This window comes from Flavobacterium sp. GW821-FHT11G01 (assembly GCF_058808175.1).
The window spans coordinates 35,169-55,042 of record NZ_JBXARK010000014.1 but is presented as its reverse complement, the minus strand read 5'-3'; the positions used below and the strand labels follow the sequence as shown (position 1 = coordinate 55,042).

Below are 19,874 nucleotides of genomic sequence, written 5' to 3'. Positions count from 1 at the left end.
CAATCAAATTCTAAAATAAAATGAAAGTAAAAAATTTAATTATTTGCATTCTACTCGGTTTATTTCAACAAATGAATGCGCAGAGCTATGAATTGCATAATTCAATAAACTTTAGCAAAGTTAATGATGGGCGTGATACACCAGATGGAATTACTTGGTTTGTGCCTGAACCATTAGATTATGGAATATATAGAACAAATGGGGCATGGACTGCACCAAATTATCAACAACTAAAACTTTCTTTTGAAACTGGAATTATACTTGATGGAGGGTTTATATACGGAAGAAGCGGAACGTTTTTACAGCCCAGAGGAGGAAATGTAGGAATAGGAACTCTAGTTCCAGACGAAAAACTAACCGTAAAAGGAAAAATCCACGCACAAGAAGTAAGAGTTGACATGAACGGGCCTCTTGTTCCTGATTATGTTTTTGCAAAAGATTATAAACTTAAATCATTGCAAGAAGTTGAAGATTACATCAGAGAAAATAAACATTTACCTGAAATACCTTCTGCCCAGGAAATTGAAAAAAATGGCTTAATGTTGGCTGAAATGAATATGAATTTGTTGAAGAAAGTGGAGGAATTGACACTTTACATGATTGAGATGAAAAAGAATTATGATGAATTAAAAAAAGAAAATGAAAATTTCAAATTAGTAATTGAAAGACTTTCTAAAATTGAAGAAAATATAAAAGAAAAAGTTTATGGAGCCAAAATGCAGCGTCAATAAAACGCTGCATTTTGATTACAATATTTAATAATAATCTGTTTAGATTCCGGTAAGAACAGTTGGATCGCCAGTTGGCCAGACATTGTCAATTATGAGATGCTGAATAACCCAAACTTCTCCTTGTATTGTAAGTTCAACATCATATCGATTTTTCATCAGATAATGACGTGAGTGGTCGTTTGCAGGCAAGTGTTGCGTCTCTACCAAAGCATCTAATTGCTTTGTCTCCCTGAATGCTTATTCTTGGGTTACTTACAGAATGTGTGGTGTCGATTTGACCAAGAGAACCTCTTAATGCGTCGACAATGTTGTCTCGCCCTTGCAGCACGGGATACTCAAAGTCTGCTTTTTTTCCGCAGGTCTAAAATCGGATATGGCATCTGCAGCAAAAGCAGAAGCAAGAAGATCTTTATCGCGTAGATCAAGGCCGCGGCGAAGCGATAAATTGTTTCAATTACAGCAAGTTTATCTGTGCTTTCCTGAATAGTTTTCACGTGATTTTCCATTGAATTAAATTGTAAAATTAACTAGACAAATTTCAGGATCTCTTCATCGGCAAAAACGGATGTTTTCAAATCAATAGTAGGCAAAATCAAATAATAAAGATTTGAGCTTCATTAAAAAATGGTTCTATTATGATTTGGTTAATAATATTCGAAACTAAATCCGTTAAATAATAATCGTGCTGGATTTGTAGTTTTGAAATCATATGTGTTAACTATTTTGCTGAAAAACTCAAAATATATAAAATTGATCTAATAGTACTTAGATACCTTAGTTTTTTGTGGCAGAAAAGATATCAAGTCCAAATACCTCTTGCCACGATCCGCCACAAAACTCGCAATGCTAAAATATCCAAAAAAAACTGACTTAGCTTTTTTGTGACGAAATTGAAGGCACTCCACTTAACTACTTTAATAATTAGGCAAATGTGATTTTTTAGGTATACTATAGTACCGTTTAGTGGTAAAAAAAATACAAAATTCTATACAAAAACACATCTTAAGATTTTTATGTTGCTTTTTTTTACAGAAAACACTCATAAATTTTAAGCATAAAAAGATAATTGGATGTTTTCTTAAAATATTCTTGAAGTAAGAAACAAAGTAAAAAAAAATTATGTTTGTAATTGAATTTTAAGAAAGATATAAGAAATATTGTTTTAAAGAATATTAAATAATTTCTTTTCTGAAATTGATGGCAAATCTGAATAAGCAGAAAAACATCAATTGAGTTTTTAAATATTTTAAAAGCATTTCAAACCGGACTTGATCGGGTTTTTTTATTTTTTCAGTTTTAATATGATTTTGTGACTGTATTTATCTAGCGAAAAACTGGATAAAAGCAGTCAAAAAGAAGAAATTTTAATGAAGAATATTTTTGTTTTTGTTTGTATTGCCATGTCAAGTTTAGTTTTTGCACAAAAAAACCTTACGGATGAAAAATGGGCAGTAACTGCTAAAGTTTGGGGTTTCTTAAAGTATTACCATCCAAATGTTGCTGCGGGCAAATTTGACTGGGATAATGAGCTCATTAATAGATGTAAAAGAATCGATGAAATTAAAAACAGAGAAAAACTATCACAATTTTATTTGGAGTGGATTAATAGTTTAGGCAATGTAAAAGAATATAAAAAATGCAACGATATTCCCAAAAAATATTTTTTTGATAAAAATTTTGATCTTCGATGGCTGGAAAATAAGGAACTGTTGAGTGATGCGGTTCAAGAAAAAATGCGATATATCGTAAAAAACAGATTTCAGGGAGAGAACTTTTACTTAGAAACCGGAAAAGAAGGAAACATAAAAACTCGTAATGAACCTAAATCTGATACTTCAGAGTATCCAAATCAATATTTTAGATTACTGAGCCTGTTTAAGTTTTGGAATACGATTGAATATTTTTATCCATACAAGTATTTGATGGATAAAAATTGGGATGATGTACTCTTGGAAATGATCCCAAAATTCAATACCGCACAATCACCAAAAGAATATCATCTGGCAATGCTTGAAACTACAGTAAAGATATGTGATGGTCACACAACGTTTAAAACGAAATTAACTGCTGATTTTTTTGGAACAAAATTTTTCCCTGCAGATTTAAAAATAATAGACAAAAAAGCTGTGGTTATTGATTTCTTAAATGATTCGCTATCTAAAATAAATGATTTAAGAATTGGAGATATCATTACAAAAATTGATGGAAGGGAAGTAGTAATGGAAATTTTGAATGAGCGTTCAAAATATATTCCTGCGTCTAATGCCAATGGAAAATGGAGAGATCCAAACAGCCCCAAATACGACGACGATTGGAAATCAGACATCAGGTGTTGACGGTAATATATCTAAAATTGACTTTTTAGGAAATTATTCGTCTTTAATTTCAGGAACAGGAGTCTATTATAACGATGAAACCCAGACACAGAGAAAGGGAATAAAAGTAGATGTTATAGTAAAACTAAACATTAATGCAATAAGGCAGGGCCGCGATGAAATTTTAGAGAAAGCTCTAGAATACTGCAATAATAAATCTGAATATTTTAAACTTCAAAGAAGCAGAAAATCCATTTGTTTTTCTACTTTTTAATCTTCTGGGATCTTTCTCATGGATTTAATATAATATAAATAAACAATTACTTTCAATATAATTCATTATGCGAAATAGTTTTTTTCTTACTCAAGCCAACCTTTGGCTAATCCTTAAAAATCAATATCTGCTTACCCGATTGACAAATACTTTACTGATTTTGTTTTTTTTATTTTTGAAGAGCGAAGAAGCCTCGGCACAATATGTGGGACACGAGCGATTCAACGTATATTCGCCAAATACGTATTCTCTTGGCCAATACGGCGACATTCCTGTTAATTTGTCTTCAGGAATCCCCCAAATTAGTATACCGGTAATTAAATTTACAGACAAGGACATCAATCTCGATGTGTCATTGTCGTACCATGCGTCCGGTATTAAGGTTGACGAAGAAGCTTCTTGGGTAGGCTTGGGCTGGGCTTTAAATGCCGGAGGGATGATTACCAGGGAAGTAAGGGGAGTTCCAGATGGTTATACATATAGTGGATTGCAGAGTAGGACTTCTATCCCTGATTTTGTAGGTTCTTCTTACGATGATATTTCGATTAAAAACTATATGGATCAAGTTAAATATAAATTAAGGGATGGTGCCTTAAATATAACCGATAATGGCTCGGATATATTCTACTATAATTTCAACGGGAGGTCAGGTAGATTCTTTTTGGACGGGACGGCTAATGCAACATTGGCACAATATGAAGATTTTAAAATTGAGTTTGTGCCTGATGCGAAAAATAATGCTGGAAACCCGCTATATATCGGGGGAGATTTTATCATTACCGATGAGCGGGGTTTTGTTTATGAATTCAAGGATCATGAGACGGTAGACTATAGTTACACTAGCGGGAAATCATATACAAGCTCCTGGTATATTTCGAAGATAAAAAGCCCTTCTGGTGGGCAGCTTACGTTTGAATATGCGCCGGGGGGTACTATAGCTTCACTTTATCAGAAAAGACGTTATAGCGAGGCATATTTTGCGGTAAGCCAAAACAACCCTGAGCATTATCTTCCCGAAGAGTATGCAGCAGCCACATACTTAGATCATGACGAGGTAATATCCGGGATTGTTTTGAAGAAAATTGTGAGTTCTTCAGGAAATTACCTGGAGTTTGTGACCTCTCCCGATGCAAGGAAAGACAGTGAATTGTTGTCTAACAACCAACTCAATTTTATTGTATTGAAGGATAGGAATAATCGACAGATAAAGAAATTTCGTTTTGATTATAGTTACTTTGAAGCCAATAAATCTAGGCAAATCCCAAAGGAACAGTATAGCAACAAAGATTGCCTTAATTATCGCTTAAGGCTGGATTCGTTTCGCGAGATAGCTGTAAACGGCAGGTTGCAAAGTCCATACCGATTTGAATATTATGGGGACAATGATCCGAATACAGACGATCCCTATACGCTTCCCTACCGTTTATCGCCTAGTCAAGACCATTGGGGCTATTACAACAATAGTAACAATAAAACAATTTTTCCTAGTAATCCCCAGAATCTTCCTTTCCGTATCGATGACTGGGCCAGACAGTTAACACCCGGTCAAGAGCAATATGGAGGGACGGGGCCGAGTTTTGCCTATGGCGTACCCAATGGAGGAACAAGAGAGTCCGTTGCAGAAGCATCAAAGGCCTGCGCTTTAAATAAAATCATATTTCCCACCGGTGGTTACACACGCTTTGTATTCGGAGCGCATTTGGCAAATGAAAATGATCTTTTGCCAATATCAGGAGGCTTAAGGATCAAGCAAATTGAAACAAAAGAAAGCTCGGGTTCTGTCGCTATCATAAAAAACTATGAATATCCGGGGTTGGTGGTCAGCGAAAAATGTATTGGTTCGGAAAATCCTTATTATACCTGGTACAATTCTGGTTATAACGCTCAAACTTCTACTGAGGGAAATTGGCAAAAATTGTCCGCTTTTGGAGTTCCTGCCACATTATCCATTAACAACAGGTTTATAGCCCGTGTCGAAGGCGCTCCTCAATTGGGTTTTGGAGCAAGAACAAACGTTATCTATACTAGTGTTAAGGAAATCTCGCCCGGTAACGGTTTTACCGTTTATAATTTTAAGTTTGCCTATGATGTCGAATTTCCCGGAGATTTGAATAGCGATGGGCTATCGGTTCCGGGATTGTTTAACTCAGCACTGGTTCAAACAGAATACATAAGTACTTACAAGCCTGATTTTCTATATAAAACTATTTCTCCCTGTACGTTTCCTTATCCTAATTTTATTAACAATGATTGGAGGCGAGGGCATCTTGAGTCTAAAGAGACTTATTCGGAAAATGGGATGTTACTTTCTAAGAATTATACAGAATACGATATCCGTGCGCTTAAAGCGGTTCCCGGCTATAAAGTAACATCATTTGGGAATGAAATTGAATATTTTTATTCCCGCTATTATGATATAGGTGGCATGGCCAAACCTATAAGTGAGATAACGGAAATGTACAATAGCGATGGAAGCTATATACGGACGGTAAAACAACTTGACTACAGTTCCGTTAACCATAAGCAGCTAACCGAGAGTAGGGAATACGACAGCAAGGGAAATGCAACTGCTATAAAATATTTCTACCCAACCGAGTATGGCAGTTCGCTTTCCGGCCTCAAGGATAAACATATCCTCGTTCCTGTGGATATCCGTAAATATCGTAATGCTAAGCTTATTTCCGGAGAACAAGTTCAGTATGGAGTCAATGGTTTGCCTTTAACAATATATAGTGCGGAGGGTGATGGTACGGATATTGTCTTTAATCCGCAGTCTCCCTACACTTTCAGTCCCAAACTCTCAAATGCCTACGATTCGAAGAATAACCTGAACAGCCAGACGGTTACAGACGGAATCACTTATGTCTATCTCTGGGGTTACAACGGGCAGTACCCGGTTGCGAAGGTTGCCAACAGCAATTACGCAACGGTAAATTCCGTAATAACACAAACGCAGATAGATAATGCGGTAACTAGCGGAGAGGCTGATTTACGTACATTATTGAATACCCTGCGCACCTCTACATTGCTGAAGGGCGCCCAGATTACGACCTATACCTATAGCCCTTTGGTTGGTATGACGAGTATGACCGATACAAAGGGGATGACGACGTACTACGAATATGATGAGTTCCAGCAATTGAAGCAGATCAAAGATGCACAAGGAAACATCCTTTCGGAAAACCAATACAATTACAAACACTAATTTTTAATTATGAAGATGAAAAAATATTTACCTATTCTGTTTTTGTGTTGTATTTATTCTTTAAACGCTAAGTCTTTTGTTAATCACAATAATATAGGCTTTCTTCCAAAAGTTTCGCCAAACACGCAATATCCAAATTATTCTCAACAAATAGATCCATATCATTGGGTCAGTTCCGGTGATTCCGCCGATAATATTGTGCACAATATGATTCAGGTGCAAAATAATGTCTTGTCTGTCAATTTTGACGCCAGTTGGACTTATAACCAAACATTTGCAAGAGGAGTTGTTGCCTGGCTCGATATATATCCCGCCCTGCCAAATATGGAGCTTGGCCAAATTTATGGCTATAACGAGCAGTCTGGATATGGGCAAACGGGATATTTTGCCAAAATTGAAGACAATCAATTAGTAATTTACACTTTAACCCCGGATAACTGGACCAGTTTTACGACTTTCAGTTTAAGTTTCGTAATGGATTTGAGCTGTGGGGTAAACTGGTATGTAGACAATGATCATGACAATTACGGGAGTTCTGCCGCAACACCTATTTTTGATTGTTATCAACGTCCGAATTATGTATCAAACAATTACGACTGCAATGACCAAAATCCCGCTGTAGGTATTGGCCCAAATTGGTATTACGACACCGACAACGACGGTTTTGGAGACTCCAATTCCAATCCCGTTTCGGCATGCACAAAACCACCGGGCTATTATGTGGCCAACAACTTAGACACCTGCCCTAATGATTATAGTACAACTGCGAATGGCTGCCCTGTAAATCCCCCATTAATAAACGAAAATTATGTTCGCACAATCAATCCCACTATTCCAACGACATCTGTCAGCGGGCTGGCGGCATCAACAAAAATAGATAATATCACTTACTTCGATGGTTTAGGCCGCCCAATCCAAAAAGTCGGAATCGCTGCCGGCGGTAGTGGTGAAGACCTAATCGCGCCTATTGAATATGACAATTTTGGAAGGCAAAAGAAAGAGTATTTGCCTTATGCAAAAAACTCCAATGGCGGCTTATACAGAAACACTGCCCTGCAGGACGTTTTGCCAATTTATAACACTCCCAAATATGAAAACACTTCGAATCCTTATTCCCAAAAAGACTTCGAATCCTCGCCACTTAACCGTGTCTTACAGCTGGCTGCACCTGGCAATGACTGGTCTTTAGCCAATAATCACACCATAAAATTGAGCTATCAAACCAATATTGTAAACGAAGTAAAACTCTTTGTGGCCAATACTAATTGGGATGCCACTCAAAAAATATTCGATATTTCATTGTACAATGATGGAAGCAGCTACGCTAAGGATGTACTCTACAAAAATATTATCAAAGACGAAAACTGGACAACAGCTTCAGGGAAAAACAACACTACAGAAGAGTTTAAAGACAAAGAAGGGCATATTGTCTTAAAAAGGACATATGCCAACTCCGATCTAAACAATGACGGAGATACTGCTGATGCTGGAGAAAAAGAAATACAACACGACACTTATTATGTCTATAATGTTTACGGAAACCTTACTTATGTATTGCCTCCGAAAGCAGTTGATTTGATAGTCAATTCTACGACTGCGCAGTCTACAATAACTTCTTCTGCTGTTGTAACTCCGGGGAATACTTTAACGCTTTCTGCAACTAATTCAGTTATATTGCAACCAGGCTTTCATGCACAAGCCGGAAGTACTTTTTCTGCTAATATAGTAAGTAGCAATCAAAATGTTTTAAACGATTTATGCTATCAATATAAATACGATTCCCGCAACCGTCTGGTAGAGAAAAAACTGCCCGGAAAGCAATGGGAGTTTATTGTGTATGACAAATTAGACCAACCAATCTTAACCCAAGATGCCAATTTAAGAATCCAAAACAAATGGTTGTTTACTAAATACGATGCTTTGAGCAGACCCGTATATACAGGTGAATATTCTAGTCAGACATCGCGTGCGAATTTACAAAATACTGTAAATTCCCAAACGACTTTGTTTGAAAGCAGACAAGGAGTTAATACTATCAATAATACTACGGTTTACTACTCTAATAATGCTTTTCCTAATACCGGCATTGACATGTATACCATCAATTATTACGATGACTATAGTTTTGACTTAAATGGAGGAACTACTGAAAATGTGAGCACAGTTACGCCGAGTACTGCCACCAAATCTTTGGTCACTGGAAGCAAAATACGCATTTTAGGAGCCACAAACTGGATTACCAATGTTATTTATTACGACGATAAAGGTCGTCCCATTTATAACTATAGTAAGAATGACTATTTAGGAGTGACACAAAAAGTAAAAACTGAGCTTGATTTTGTGGGGAAACCTAATAAAACGACTACCCAGCATATTAAGGGAAGTTCTACAATAACACTTGTAGATACATTCACTTACGATTCTGCCGGAAGGCTCAAAAAACAGACGCAGTCCATAAACGGTGGTACCGCAGAAGTCATTGCTGATAACACTTATGATGAATTGGGACAATTAGTTTCTAAAGCAGTGGGAAACAAAGAAGGAAATCCACGTTTGCAAACCGTAGATTACACATACAACATACGCGGATGGCTTAAAGGAATCAACGATTCAAATTCAACCAATAACGATATTACTGTAGGAGGTGGCGATTTATTCGGGTTTAAAATCAATTACAATAATCCTTCTGCAGGCACAGCACTATACAATGGAAACATTAGTCAAACATTTTGGAAGACACAAGGCCAAGATCCTGCCTTAAAAAACTACATGTACGGCTATGATGCACTAAACCGATTGACTAATGCCATATCCCAGAACTCTGGCCGTTACAATGAAAATCTGACTTATGACAAAAACGGTAACATCAAGAGCTTAATCCGTAATGGATATACAGATCCTAATGCATCGCTATTAGGAGTAATGGATAACTTGGTTTACACCTATGATGCAGGCAACAAATTATTTAAGGTAAAAGACAGCTCAGGCAGTTCCGAAGGTTTTAAAGACGGCATTGATACAGCTCAAGAATACACTTATGACGATAACGGAAACATGAAAACCGATGCTAATAAGGGGATTACAGCCATCACCTACAACTATCTGAATCTGCCTGTAGATATTACCTTATCGGGAGGGAACATCCATTACGATTATGATGCCACAGGTACAAAACAACGTAAAATAGTTAGTGGAATTACCACCGATTATGCCAGTGGCTTTCAGTATGAAAACAATGTTTTAAAATTCTTCTCACAACCCGAAGGTTATGTAAATCATACTAACGGAGTTTTTGAGTATATTTACCAATACAAGGACCATTTGGGCAACAATAGAGTTAACTATAAAAATATAGGTTCATTGACATCGCCATCTTTACAAATTGTGGAGGAAAACCACTACTATCCTTTTGGATTTAAACAAAAAGTGGCAGGAGCAGTAGTTGGCAACACTAGTTACAAGTATAAGTATAACGGAAAAGAATTGCAAGACGAGCTGGGACTTAATATGTACGATTATGGAGCTAGGAATTATGACCCTGCTTTAGGGCGTTGGATGAATATTGATCCACTAGCTGAGAAATCCCGTAGATTTAATCCATATACATATGCTCTAAATAATCCTGTATATTTTATAGATGTTGATGGAATGTATGCTAACCCAGGTGATTTTTTAGATTCGAATGGCCAAAATATCGGGAATGATGGAAAAAATGATGGAAAGACCTATGTTATAAAAACAACTCAGAGTAATTTTGAATCGTTTAATGCAGACAGTAAATCTAAGGAAACTGTATCTGCGGATGGTATCTCAGAAGCACAAAAAGATAAAGCAGTAGGATTTGTTCAAGAAAATGCAGGAGATACAAATGCTTTTAATGACAAACCAGATATTTATAATAATTTTGTTGAGTTACCATCGGCTGAAAATCGTCAGGGGATGCTAGACACTGTTAGTGGAGATGACGGTTCTGGTGGGAAATCAGATGCTAATAATAGAGAGTATGGTGGGCGATTATCAACAGACCCCGATAGTGGGAAAGTTACTAATAGGCCTGGAACACCAGGTGCGGTTATGACACCTGGAAATGGTGGAATTGTATCGTTCGAATATAGTGACTCTATTTTTAACACAAGTGTTTATCATGACCATCCTAGCGGGACTAGTGCAGGGACTACAATTCAACCTCCATCATCGACAGATTACAAAAATGCCTATAATAGCAAGAGCGGTGTAAATATGACTAATTATGTTTTTGGCAAAGGTAGTGGTCAAGTGTATATATATTCAACAAAAGGAGTAAAAGCTACAATCCCGATAAATAAATTTTAATAAATGAAAAATTTTTCTTTAACGTTATTAGCCTTATTCGCTATAAATATTTCCTTTTCTCAAGTTAATCAGGAACAAATTGGTAAAATAATTTTTAGTTCATATACATTCAATAAGGAAAATTCGCGGACAGAACGAAATATTGCTGTTGTGTTAAACGACCTAATTAATAGTTCTAAAATAAAAAATTTCCCAGTTGTTATTCTGGACATGCATTATAGCAGAGTACGAAATTTAACAACAAATATTCGCTATGATTTAGTTGAAGTAGCTTATCAGACTTATCTGAATGAGTTTATAGGTGATGCTGGCAACAATTACAACACAAAGAGTGCTCATTTATTTATTAACATTTCACTCGATAAAGACCATGAAGAATATGCTATTAAAGCATTGAAATATGCTATAAAAAAGATAAACGAATTAATAGCCCAAGAAGCAACGTTAAGAGGAAGAAAGGAAACAAATGAACTAACAGAAACAGAAAAAAATGGCTTTGTTCTTTATAAATCAGTATTCTAAAATTAAACGATATTTTCTGGAAATGTGTTAATTATGTGGTTTTTGATTTTAGAACCCCGCTATCCGAAGTCTTCTTACGAAAAGCTGCGCAAATGTCTCTGACTTTGCGCATTTTTTTTAGAAATTGTATTCTTCTCAAAAGTCTCCCGACTTTTTTATTCTATATCTTATTTAACGCTTGATAAATATTATTTAAGCTATAGAAATTATAATTTGGTTTTAATTTATATTTGGTTTAAAGTCGGAGACTTTGAGAAGTTTTCGTTTTTGATTGAGATTTAAAAGTTGTGCAAAGTCAGAGACATTTGCACAGCGCTGCGAGTGAATACTTTGTGGAGCGGGCAATAAACAACGCTTCTGGACATTATCAACCTTCAGTATTTGAAGCTCAAAAGTTTCCATGAATATTTGAAAATCTAGGAGTTAATGTTTCAAAAGCAAAACTTAAAACGTATGAATAAAACAAATAAAAAAATTATTGTAGAAGAAAAAACTAAAGATTTAGCTAATCAACTATCATCTCATTCTTTAAAAAGTGTTGAACATTATTTTCCAATTGACAGATTTTTTATTGAAAAACATCATTATTTGGAAAAAATACTAAAAGTTGGCAAATTAGAGTTTATATTTTATAATTTGGAGAATAATAGTACAACCTATACAATACAATTATTTATTTGTTTACCTGAATTATGGGAAAAAATTGAACATGAAGATTTATTGTCGCTGATAGAAAATTTTACAAGCTCTTTTTCTTTTTATTCATTGATTGGTTTTACTTATAAATATCTTGAAATAGATTTATTAGATGAAATTTTCTTAAGTAAGAATGTTAATATAAAGTTTAAAAAAGACTGTTTAAATTATTTTTCAAAAATTATTGCAACTTTTTATATGGATGAAAATGATTTGTTAGATTTCAATAATAATCTATTTGGAATTGAAAAAAATAAATGGGATTTAGTAAAGAAAAAAATTCATAATAACAATGAATTTACGAAAAGCTTATCTATGTCAGAATTAAGTCTTAAACTAACTAAATTTGGATAATGTGACATGTGTATTGATGGCTAAACAATTGCAGCTAATACTTACAGATAATCAGAGATTCGTATAAAATCGCATAAACAAAAAAACAACCCGAAGGTTGTTTTTTTGTTTTATAATGTACTTAAACAGCTAGTTATTCGGTCTGACGTTCCTGTATTTGTTATGAGGTCTCAAACGTGTTTCGGAAAGGAATTAATATCTCATCCCCTCCCTGTATCGGCTATTTAAATATCAAATTCCCCGATTTAGCCCTTCAACTTACTTCCCCGACCATGCGAAAATGTACACATATATAATTCTTAGCGTTGCAATCGAAACCATATTAGAATCGGTGGCAGCCGAACAGATCTACCTGTATCATCAAATTACTTATGGTGAGAAAACGACTCATTATCTGATACTTATAGCAATGGGCGCGGGTAGTATTAAGTTCTTGCTGCGTTAAAAAAATAGCATCTTTACTCAATTTTCCATCATAAATATTAAAGGGATTTTTAAGAATGAAGTCCATTTTAACACTGTAGTTGCATGCCGTTTTGAACATTTTCACTAATAAGTGCACTGTCCTATGATAAAACATGTGCTTTTTGAAAGGTATGCCAAAAAGAAAAAGCCTTTAAACATCAATGTTTAAAGGCTTTTGACTTTTAAAGTTTCTTTTGAAACTTCTACTGGCGGAGAAAGAGGGATTCGAACCCCCGGACCTGTTACAGTCAACAGTTTTCAAGACTGCCGCATTCGACCGCTCTGCCATTTCTCCAGTATGTTGCGATCATTTGCTGATTGCGAGTGCAAATATAAGACGCTTTTTCGGTTCTCAAAACTTTTTTAAAGCTTTTTTACTGATTATTTTAAATTAATTTTTAAGTCCTTCATAATCAGTATTTATTTTAAAAACAATTTTGCGTTAAATTATGTGATTAGTCTAAAATAGGCATTGGTTTTTTGTTTTCATCGACAGCGACAAACGAAAAAGTTCCTGAAACTACCGTTTCGCGAAGCTCTGAATACATTTGTTCCATGAAAATATCCACATGAATTTTGCAACTTGTTCTTCCAACACTAATCACTTTGGCAACTAATTCGATTAAAGTTCCGGCCGGAATTGCTTTTTTAAAGTCAATTTGGCCAGTAGAAATTGTCACCACTTTCTTTCGGCTAAATCTCGTAGCGCAAATAAAAGCAACTTCATCCATCAAATGAAGTGCAGTTCCTCCAAATAAGGTGTCATAATGATTCGTTGTACTCGGAAAAACCGCTTTGAATATATGAGTTTCTGATTTTGAAATTCTCTCCTCTAATGTACCCATATTAGTAATTTACGTATTCAGTGATCTCCAATCCGTAACCAATCATGCCGACACGTTTTGTTTGTTCAGTATTCGAAACTAATCTAATTTTTGAAATATCAATATCATGAAGAATTTGAGCACCAATTCCGTAGTCTTTACTGTCGATAATCACTTTTGGAGCTTTCATTGTACCTTCTGACTGTAGTGTTTTAAGTTCAGAGATACGGCTTAATAGGTTTACTGCCTGCATATCCTGATTAATAAAAACTACAGCACCTTTTCCATTTTCATTAATAACTTTAAACATGCCGTCTAATTGTTGTTCAGCATTGTTGGTTAAAGTTCCTAGTAAATCGTTATTTACCTGAGAAGAGTGGATTCTGGTTAAGATTGGTTCTCCAAGATTCCATGTTCCTTTAGTTAAGGCGATGTGAATTTGTTTGTTGGTAGTTTGTTCGTAAGCTCTTAGTCTGAAAGTACCGAAGCGAGTTTCGATATCAAAATCTTCTTTTTTAACGATCAAACTGTCATGCTGCATTCTATAGGCAACTAAATCTTCAATTGAAACTAATTTTAAATTGAATTTCTTAGCTACTTTTATCAATTCAGGCAGGCGTGACATAGTTCCGTCTTCATTTAAAATTTCGCAGATTACACCAGCAGATTTAAATCCGGCTAATCTTGCGAAGTCAATTGCAGCCTCTGTATGCCCAGTTCTTCTTAAAACACCACCTTGTTTTGCGATTAAAGGAAAAATGTGTCCTGGACGCGCTAAATCATGTGGTTTTGTATTTCCGTCAACTAAAGCCTGTACTGTTTTAGATCGGTCTGCTGCTGAAATTCCTGTTGTAACACCATGTCCTTTTAAATCTACAGAAACAGTAAAAGCAGTTTCCATATGATCTGTATTGTTGGTTACCATTGCGCGTAAATCAAGTTCCTTACAACGGCTTTCAGTAAGTGGTGTGCAAATTAATCCACGACCGTGAGTCGCCATGAAATTGATCATTTCCGGAGTTACTTTTTCAGCTGCAGCCAGGAAATCACCTTCGTTTTCACGATCTTCATCATCGACTACAATGATTACTTTACCTTGACGAATATCTTCAATAGCTTCCTCAATGGTGTTCAGTTGTATTTTTGTTGTTGACATAATTGTTATTGCTTTTGAGCAGGAGTAAACCGCTCGGAAATTTTTTGAAATAGTTGTGAAATCGGAGTTGTGATCGCATCAAAGTTTATTAATCCGTTGTCGTTTGTAGCGCGATATGTTAATAAAATGGCTAATGGAAGTAATATAAAGGAAGACATCCATGATCCCATAAATGGAGTCATTCCGCCTTCTTGTGAAAGTCTTTTTCCAAAAGTATTGATGAAATGAAAAGTAATAAAAATTAATACCGCAAAGACAATTGGTAAACCTAATCCTCCTTTACGAATAATAGCACCCAATGGAGCGCCAATAAAAAACATTAAAAAGCAGGCGAACGCAATCACAAACTTTTCATATAAAGCACTAAGATGTTTATTGATTTCGCGTTGTTTGTCTTTTAGTTCTTTTTGAGTAGCGTCGATAGAATAGAGGTTACTCGTAACATTACTACTGGCCATTTTTAGAATATCCAGTTTTTGTTTATTATCATAAAGAGACAAAAGATCGTTGGGTAACGATTTTTTCTTTTTACTTGTTTTTATTATAACTGGTTGCTGTTTAATGCCAACGCGTTGATTTATATTTTCTGAAAATGACAGTATTTCGTTGTCAAGATTTTTATTAAGAGAGTCTAATGTATAACGAAGTTCGTTTACGTTAAGCATTCCGTTTGTACTGCTAATTTCTTGATTATCATCGACCTTGTTCAGTTCAGATAAATCAATATTGATGATCTGTTTTTTAAAAGCTGCTTTTACAAATGGTAATTTAGCACGATCTTCATATTTTTTTGGTGTAACATCCTGATAATAATAACCATCATTTAAAACTAATTTTAAAATGCTGGATTTTTCGTTACTAATTAACTTACCGTTTTTGGCTTTTATAACAGTTTTGTTTTCTCCAACATTATTTGCTTTTTCATGAATGGTAACTCCAGTTAAGATATTTCCGTTTTCGCCCGATTTCTTATTTACTTTAATGTTGTAAGTTCCAACATCATTAAACTGACCTTCGGCAATAGCCATCGCGGGTTTTGCCTGAGCAATGTTTTTCCTGAAATTAACAAACTTGTATTCCGCATACGGAATAACATTATTGGCGAACCAGAATGCTACAATACTTAAAACAAAGATAAATACGATTAAAACCCGCATCGCTCTTTGAAGTGATATTCCAGAAGATTTCATGGCTGCGAATTCATAATTCTCGGCCAAATTTCCAAAAGTCATAATGGATGCCAATAAAACCGATAATGGTAAAACTAACGGAATAATTCTCGGCATTGAGAAAAGAAGGAATTTTACAACCAATATCAAGTCAAGATCTTTACCTGCAAGTTCGGAGATAAAGAGCCATACCGTTTGAAGTATAAATATAAAAAAAAGGATTACGAATACCGTAGTAAACGTAATCAGAAATGTTTTTAGTAAGTATTTGTCTAAAATTTTCAACCCGTAATTAATCTAATTTGTTGATGTAGTATTTTGGATATTTGCTCGCTACAAAGGTAAATTGATTTTTTGATAAAGGCTGATTGGTTTTAAAAGAATTAACGGTTAAAGTGGTTTTTGTTCCATTTTTTCCAGTTTCAATCAAATTATAGATGTGTTTTGTCTGTACATCAATTCCTAAAAGAATTTCTTTTCTTTGATCTTTAGTGTTTGTTGGCGCTAATTTGATGTATTGAATTTTTCTTCCTTTAATATTTTGAACGATGTCCATGTTGTATTTATATCCGGAATTGAAAAAAGTAAGCATTTTTGAAGGTGTAATTGCATTATCGTCTTTTTCGTTTACTTTAGAAATAGTAACTTCTTCGTCTTCAGGATTAATAGTATAGGTTTTTTGTCCGTCGAATATCTTAGTAACACCCATGAAATTCAATACATATTGATTGCCTTTCATGATTACATTTCCTTTACTGTCCTGATTGATGTTTTCTTTGGCGTTGTTCAAAGAGTATTTAAAATCAATAGAAATATTATCGTAGCTTTTTATTTTTGCAGTTACCTCGTTCAATAAATCTTTGGCTTTTTTATCCTGTGCCTGAATAGAAGTAAAGCTCAAAAGCAATAAAATTGCCATTTGAAAACACTTTTTAGTCATGTTAGTGATAGAATTGTTTTTGATTTCCTGAATTTTCGTTTTCATGATAGGATTAATTTTGTTCATTGTTAAAAAATTGATCAAGAGCACTTAAGTCAGAAATGTTTACACTTCGCGCTTTACTGCCTTCAAACGGACCAACAATTCCAGCTGCTTCCAGCTGATCGATCAAACGACCGGCTCTGTTGTAACCCAATTTTAATTTTCTTTGCAATAAGGAAGCGGAACCTTGTTGTGCGTTGACAATAATCTCTGCAGCTTCTCTAAATAAAGTATCTCTTTCGGAGATATCCATATCAAGATTGATGCCAGTTTCTTCTCCAACAAACTCTGGAAGCAAATAAGCTGTGGCATACGCTTTTTGTGAACCAATAAAATCCGTGATTTTTTCAACCTCGGGTGTGTCAATGAAAGCACACTGAACACGAACGACATCATTTCCGTTTGTATATAATAAATCCCCACGACCAATCAACTGATCAGCTCCTTGTGTGTCTAAAATTGTTCTCGAATCAATTTTTGAGGTTACTCTAAAAGCAATTCTGGCAGGAAAATTCGCTTTAATTAAACCAGTAATTACGTTAACCGATGGTCTTTGTGTCGCGATAATCAAGTGAATACCAATAGCACGCGCTAACTGAGCTAAACGAGCAATCGGAATTTCGACTTCTTTTCCGGCAGTCATAATCAAATCGGCGAACTCATCGACAACCAAAATAATATAGGGTAAAAATCGGTGTCCGGCTTCCGGATTTAATTTTCTTGCTCTGAATTTTTCGTTGTATTCTTTAATGTTACGAACCATCGCGTCCTTTAATAAGGAATAACGATTATCCATTTCAACACAAAGTGAGTTTAATGTATTGACTACTTTTGCATTGTCTGTAATAATGGCATCTTCAGTATCAGGAAGTTTGGCTAAATAATGTCTTTCAATTTTATTGAATAAAGTTAACTCTACTTTTTTCGGGTCAACCAAAACGAATTTTACTTCAGCCGGATGTTTTTTGTATAAAAGAGAAGTTAAAACCGCATTTAATCCTACTGATTTTCCTTGTCCTGTGGCACCTGCCATCAACAAGTGAGGCATTTTTGCTAAGTCGACAACAAAAGTTTCGTTTGAAATGGTTTTACCCAAAGCAATTGGCAGTTCCATTTCAGCTTCCTGAAATTTAGCCGATCCAATAACGCTTTTCATCGAAACCATAGTAGGATTCTTGTTCGGAACCTCGATACCAATTGTTCCTTTTCCTGGAATTGGCGCGATAATACGAATTCCTAATGCCGAAAGTGATAAAGCAATATCATCTTCTAAACTTTTAATTTTAGAGATTCTGATTCCAGCTTCCGGTACAATTTCGTATAAAGTTACCGATGGACCAACGGTTGCCTTTATTTGTGCAATTTCAATTTTGTAGTTACGAAGTGTATCTACAATTTTGTTTTTGTTTTCTTCTAATTCTTCCTGATTAATTGTAATTCCGCCAGTTGAATATTCTTTTAATAAATCAATCGTCGGGAATTTATAATTTGATAAATCCAAAGTTGGGTCAAATAATCCAAAATCAGCAACAAGGCGAGAAGCCAGGTTTTCTTCAATGATATCTTCTTCTTCTGCTTTTTCAATAACAAATTCTTCGGTATGAACCGGAGCAGTTACTGTTGCTGGTTTGATATCCATTTGAACTGGTTTTAAAACCGGATTCAAATCAATTTCTGATGAATTTGAAATCGTTGGTTTTAAAGCTTCTTTATTAATTTCGAATTGCGTGTCTTCTGTTTTTAAATGAATATTGTCTAATTCAGGATCTTCTTCCTCAATAGCAAATTCTTCTAAATTGTAAGCGCTTTCAGGTTGTTGTGGCGTTTTTATAGAATCCAGTTCCGATTTAAATTCATTTTTAGTAGAATCAAAATAAGATTGAATTTTCTCCGGAGATAATTTTATTTTGAAAATTAAATACACAATTAATCCAAAAAGAAGGGCTAGTAAAGTTCCTGTTTTTCCGATGTAATCTTGCGAGAATAAATTCAGTTCGTATCCGATAGTTCCTCCTAATTCAGGTGCTGAAGTGGCGAAAAATCCAAATAAGACCGAAACAATAATAATAGCAAATAAGTCCCAGAACCAAATGCTTTTTAATCTTTTGGTTGACATTTCTAACGCCAGAAATAATCCGGTTAAGAAAAATAAACGCACTAATATAAAGGAAGCAAGGCCAAAACCTCTGTATACAAGCAGATCGGCAAGATAAGCTCCGAATTTTCCGAGCCAGTTTTGCACTTCTTCAGAGCGATCGCCAAGATGACTTACCGCGCTTTGATCTGTTTGCCATTGTCCGTTGACATAAAAAGAAATAAATGCAACTAATAATGCAATAGAAAAGAGTACCAAAAGGCATCCCAATACAAATTTTTGTTGTTTGGATATTTTCCAAGATCTTGTCTCAGCTTTTGGTTCGTTTTTTTTATTTACAGTTTCTTTTTTGGTTGTTTTTGCCATTCTTGCGTCTTGCCTATATAAATTTGGGTAAATAAATAATTAAGCCTATTGCTATCGCTGTCATTGCAGAAAAAAATACTGCGCCAGCCGCAATATCTTTAATAAATCCGATTCGTCTGCTATAATCAGGATGAATAAAATCGGCGATTTTTTCAACTGCCGTATTCAATCCTTCAACGCTTAAAACTAAACCAATTGCCAGTGTTTGACAAAGCCACTCGGTTTGTGAAATATGAAAGTAAAACCCAGCAATAGTCATTATGATTCCCAATGTAAATTGAACCATAATGCTATGCTCTGTTCTTATAAGTTTAACAGCTCCGTTAAAAGCATATGTCATGCTTTTTAACCGACCTGTTACAAAAGTATTGTCTTTTTCGAATGCCAT

14 protein-coding genes and 1 tRNA gene are annotated in these 19,874 nt (G+C 35.0%); 7 read left to right on the top strand and 8 right to left on the bottom strand.

All coding sequences use genetic code 11. From position 1 onward, the window contains the following. Nucleotides 1-20 precede the first annotated feature (20 nt). Nucleotides 21-731, top strand: coding sequence for a hypothetical protein (locus tag AC1RRN_RS20400; RefSeq protein ID WP_492969064.1), 711 nt, complete (start codon nucleotides 21-23; stop codon nucleotides 729-731). A gap of 139 nt (nucleotides 732-870) precedes the next feature. Here the strand turns inward: AC1RRN_RS20400 and AC1RRN_RS20395 are convergent, their stop codons facing one another. Continuing rightward, on the bottom strand, nucleotides 871-1,059 hold the full coding sequence (locus AC1RRN_RS20395; RefSeq protein ID WP_492969063.1) for a hypothetical protein: 189 nt from the start codon (nucleotides 1,057-1,059) through the stop codon (nucleotides 871-873). 1,039 nt (nucleotides 1,060-2,098) lie between these two features. Here AC1RRN_RS20395 and AC1RRN_RS20390 point away from each other — a divergent pair. The 6 genes from AC1RRN_RS20390 to AC1RRN_RS20365 all read left to right on the top strand — a co-directional run bounded on the left by AC1RRN_RS20390 (nucleotide 2,099) and on the right by AC1RRN_RS20365 (nucleotide 12,429). Continuing rightward, nucleotides 2,099-3,067 carry a hypothetical protein gene (locus AC1RRN_RS20390; RefSeq protein ID WP_492969062.1) on the top strand — a complete coding sequence of 323 codons (969 nt, stop codon included), beginning with the start codon at nucleotides 2,099-2,101 and terminating at the stop codon, nucleotides 3,065-3,067. Continuing rightward, nucleotides 3,000-3,320 (top strand): hypothetical protein, encoded by a 321-nt coding sequence (locus AC1RRN_RS20385; protein WP_492969061.1) that lies wholly within the window; start codon nucleotides 3,000-3,002, stop codon nucleotides 3,318-3,320. Before AC1RRN_RS20390 ends, AC1RRN_RS20385 begins: the two co-directional genes overlap by 68 nt. 67 nt (nucleotides 3,321-3,387) lie before the next feature. Further along, nucleotides 3,388-6,525 (top strand): RHS repeat domain-containing protein, encoded by a 3,138-nt coding sequence (locus tag AC1RRN_RS20380; protein WP_492969060.1) that lies wholly within the window; start codon nucleotides 3,388-3,390, stop codon nucleotides 6,523-6,525. Between the two features lie 15 nt (nucleotides 6,526-6,540). Continuing rightward, entirely contained in the window at nucleotides 6,541-10,857 is a 4,317-nt protein-coding gene (locus tag AC1RRN_RS20375) for a DUF6443 domain-containing protein (RefSeq protein ID WP_492969059.1), read from the top strand. A 3-nt stretch (nucleotides 10,858-10,860) separates the two neighbouring features. Further along, nucleotides 10,861-11,379 carry a hypothetical protein gene (locus tag AC1RRN_RS20370; protein ID WP_492969058.1) on the top strand — a complete coding sequence of 173 codons (519 nt, stop codon included), beginning with the start codon at nucleotides 10,861-10,863 and terminating at the stop codon, nucleotides 11,377-11,379. Between the two features lie 453 nt (nucleotides 11,380-11,832). After that, nucleotides 11,833-12,429, top strand: a complete 597-nt coding sequence (locus tag AC1RRN_RS20365) for a hypothetical protein (RefSeq protein ID WP_492969057.1) — start codon at nucleotides 11,833-11,835, stop codon at nucleotides 12,427-12,429. Nucleotides 12,430-13,101: 672 nt separating this feature from the next. Here AC1RRN_RS20365 and AC1RRN_RS20360 read toward each other — a convergent pair. From AC1RRN_RS20360 to AC1RRN_RS20330, 7 genes are all read right to left on the bottom strand, one after another. Further along, a tRNA-Ser gene (locus AC1RRN_RS20360) sits at nucleotides 13,102-13,189 on the bottom strand. Nucleotides 13,190-13,349: 160 nt separating this feature from the next. Beyond that, nucleotides 13,350-13,739 (bottom strand): acyl-CoA thioesterase, encoded by a 390-nt coding sequence (locus AC1RRN_RS20355; protein ID WP_072975970.1) that lies wholly within the window; start codon nucleotides 13,737-13,739, stop codon nucleotides 13,350-13,352. A 1-nt stretch (nucleotide 13,740) separates the two neighbouring features. Continuing rightward, nucleotides 13,741-14,874 (bottom strand): 3,4-dihydroxy-2-butanone-4-phosphate synthase, encoded by a 1,134-nt coding sequence (gene ribB, locus AC1RRN_RS20350; protein WP_492969056.1) that lies wholly within the window; start codon nucleotides 14,872-14,874, stop codon nucleotides 13,741-13,743. A gap of 5 nt (nucleotides 14,875-14,879) precedes the next feature. Continuing rightward, the gene (locus AC1RRN_RS20345) at nucleotides 14,880-16,328 is read right to left on the bottom strand and encodes an LptF/LptG family permease (RefSeq protein ID WP_492969055.1); all 1,449 of its coding nucleotides are present in this window, start codon (nucleotides 16,326-16,328) and stop codon (nucleotides 14,880-14,882) included. A gap of 7 nt (nucleotides 16,329-16,335) precedes the next feature. Continuing rightward, nucleotides 16,336-16,962, bottom strand: a complete 627-nt coding sequence (gene lolA1, locus AC1RRN_RS20340) for an outer membrane lipoprotein periplasmic chaperone LolA1 (protein ID WP_492969110.1) — start codon at nucleotides 16,960-16,962, stop codon at nucleotides 16,336-16,338. Between the two features lie 73 nt (nucleotides 16,963-17,035). Then, on the bottom strand, nucleotides 17,036-19,486 hold the full coding sequence (locus AC1RRN_RS20335) for a DNA translocase FtsK (RefSeq protein WP_492969054.1): 2,451 nt from the start codon (nucleotides 19,484-19,486) through the stop codon (nucleotides 17,036-17,038). Nucleotides 19,487-19,499: 13 nt separating this feature from the next. Continuing rightward, nucleotides 19,500-19,874 carry a diacylglycerol kinase gene (locus tag AC1RRN_RS20330; RefSeq protein ID WP_492969053.1) on the bottom strand — a complete coding sequence of 125 codons (375 nt, stop codon included), beginning with the start codon at nucleotides 19,872-19,874 and terminating at the stop codon, nucleotides 19,500-19,502.